This window comes from Streptomyces sp. NPDC047072, assembly GCF_040643855.1.
Taxonomy (GTDB): Bacteria; Actinomycetota; Actinomycetes; order Streptomycetales; family Streptomycetaceae; genus Streptomyces.
Genome location: NZ_JBEYVC010000380.1, coordinates 1 through 1,025, shown reverse-complemented (window position 1 = coordinate 1,025; position 1,025 = coordinate 1). Strand labels below are relative to the sequence as shown.

Here is a 1,025-nt window from a genome sequence, read left to right as displayed (position 1 = left end):
GACGACCGCACGGGCACAGCTGCTCAGCCCGTACGTTCCTGTCTCCCTTGCCGAACTGGTGGACAGCACGGACGCAGACGTCCGCCCAGTCCGCGTGGTCGGAGTCGATGCCGTCCCCGCCGTCGGTGACCACGAGCCGGATCACCTGGGCGCCGGTGACGTCCGCGGTGAGCGGCTGGGCCGGCATCGCGTTGGTGAGGACACCGGTCGAGGCCACCTCGGTGCCGTCGGCCCAGATCGCGAAGGCGACGGTCCCGTTCGCGCCCTTCTCGTCGTCCACGCCGACCTCGGCGGTCACCGTCTCGCACTCCTTGCCGGTGTAGTACTCGACGGCGCTCTCCGCGTGGACGCCCAGGCCCTGCGCGTAGACGACCCCACCCATGGTGAGGGGATGGCCGTCCCCGGCGGCGCTCTCCCCGTTGCTGGTGTTCCGTTCGACCGGGCCGTATCCGTTGGCGGCCGACAGCCAGGGCAGATCACCGAGTCCCGATGTCCCGGCCGGCGGCGGCACCACCACGGACAGGGCCAGCGGCAGCGCGCTGTCCACGCGGACACCGGACGGCGAGGCGTAACTCGCCCCGAGCGTCAGGTCGTACGACCCGGTCGGTGTCCCTTGTGGCGGGGTGACCGCCCACTTGGTGCGCAGTGAGCGGCCCGGCGGTACGACGCGTGCGGCCGTGGGCGACTGCGCCCGGACCGTCCAGCCCTCGGGGCCGCTCAGCTTCACCGAGACGCGCTCGGCCGGTGTGCGGCCCAGGTCGGTCGCCGTCGTCGTCAGGCTCGTGGCGCTGCCCGCCTCGGCCAACGGGCTGCCCTCCAGGCCCAGTTCGACGGCGGGCGGGTGGTGGGCCCAGCCACGGTCCGCGGAGACCCGTAGGAGAACCGTGCCGTGCGCGGGGACGGTCGCCGCGACGGTGCCGGCCGTGTTGTAGCTCCGGTGCTGCCACAGGTCGCGCACGAGTTCGGGATCTCGCTCGCGACCGTCGTCATCGGCCCGGGCCAGGAGGTCACCGACCTGTACTACG

At 73.0% G+C, this 1,025-nt stretch carries 1 protein-coding gene; it reads right to left on the bottom strand.

Going from position 1 to position 1,025, the window contains the following annotated elements:
• A partial coding sequence (locus ABZ896_RS52840) for an NPCBM/NEW2 domain-containing protein (protein WP_360946719.1) occupies nucleotides 1–1,025 on the bottom strand: 1,025 nt, incomplete at both ends.